The organism is Janthinobacterium aquaticum, from assembly GCF_009208565.1.
Taxonomy (GTDB): Bacteria; Pseudomonadota; Gammaproteobacteria; order Burkholderiales; family Burkholderiaceae_D; genus Janthinobacterium.
On record NZ_WFLK01000033.1, the window covers coordinates 1 to 807 of the forward strand.

1 protein-coding gene is annotated in these 807 nt (G+C 56.6%); it reads left to right on the plus strand.

The genetic code is table 11. The features are described from left to right. Positions 1-40: 40 nt before the first annotated feature. Positions 41-807, plus strand: a 767-nt coding sequence (locus tag GCM43_RS25460) for an IS110 family RNA-guided transposase (RefSeq protein ID WP_152248667.1), incomplete at its 3' end; no start/stop codon positions are given.

Here is an 807-nt window from a genome sequence, read left to right on the forward strand (position 1 = left end):
TAGCCCGCATTCACAAGGTAGATCGCAAGAGGACCACAACATGTTTCATTTAGGAATCGACGTTGCCAAGGCAAAGCTGGACTGCGCGCTGCGCCTGACCAACGGCAAGCATCGCAACAAGGTAGTAGAGAACAATCAAAAGGGATTCGCTGCGCTGAAGGAATGGCTGCTCAAGCACGATGCCGGCAGCCCGAGAGTGTGCATGGAAGCGACTGGCACCTACTGGGAAGGTGTTGCAGACTATTTGGTAGGACTCGGGATGGTGGTAAGCGTTATCAATCCGGCGCAGATCAAGGCATTTGGCGCCTCGCGCCTGGTGCGCACCAAGACTGATAAAGTCGATGCGCAGTTAATTGCTGACTTCTCCCATGAGCGCCAGCCTGAACCCTGGATAGAGTCATCGCCCGCTGCACAGGCCCTGCGCGCCATGGTGCTGCGCCTGGAAGCGCTGCAAGCGATGCGACTGCAGGAAACAAACCGGCTCGACGTTGCCCGCGAAGCGGTACGCAAAGGAATCGAGGACCATATTGCCTGGCTTGATGGACAGATCAAGGAACTCATCAAGGCGATCAAACGCCATATCGATGACGACCCGGATTTACGCGACAAGAGCGAGCTGCTCGATAGCATCCCCGGCCTGGGCGAGCGTACGATTCCCGTACTGCTGTCTTACTACGCCGACACGGAACGCTTCGACAATGCCAAGCAAGCTGTAGCATTTGCCGGTCTCGATCCGCGTCAGCATGAGTCGGGATCAAGCGTACGGGGTAAGCCACGCATGTCAAAGATCGGCCATAGTTTCCTGCG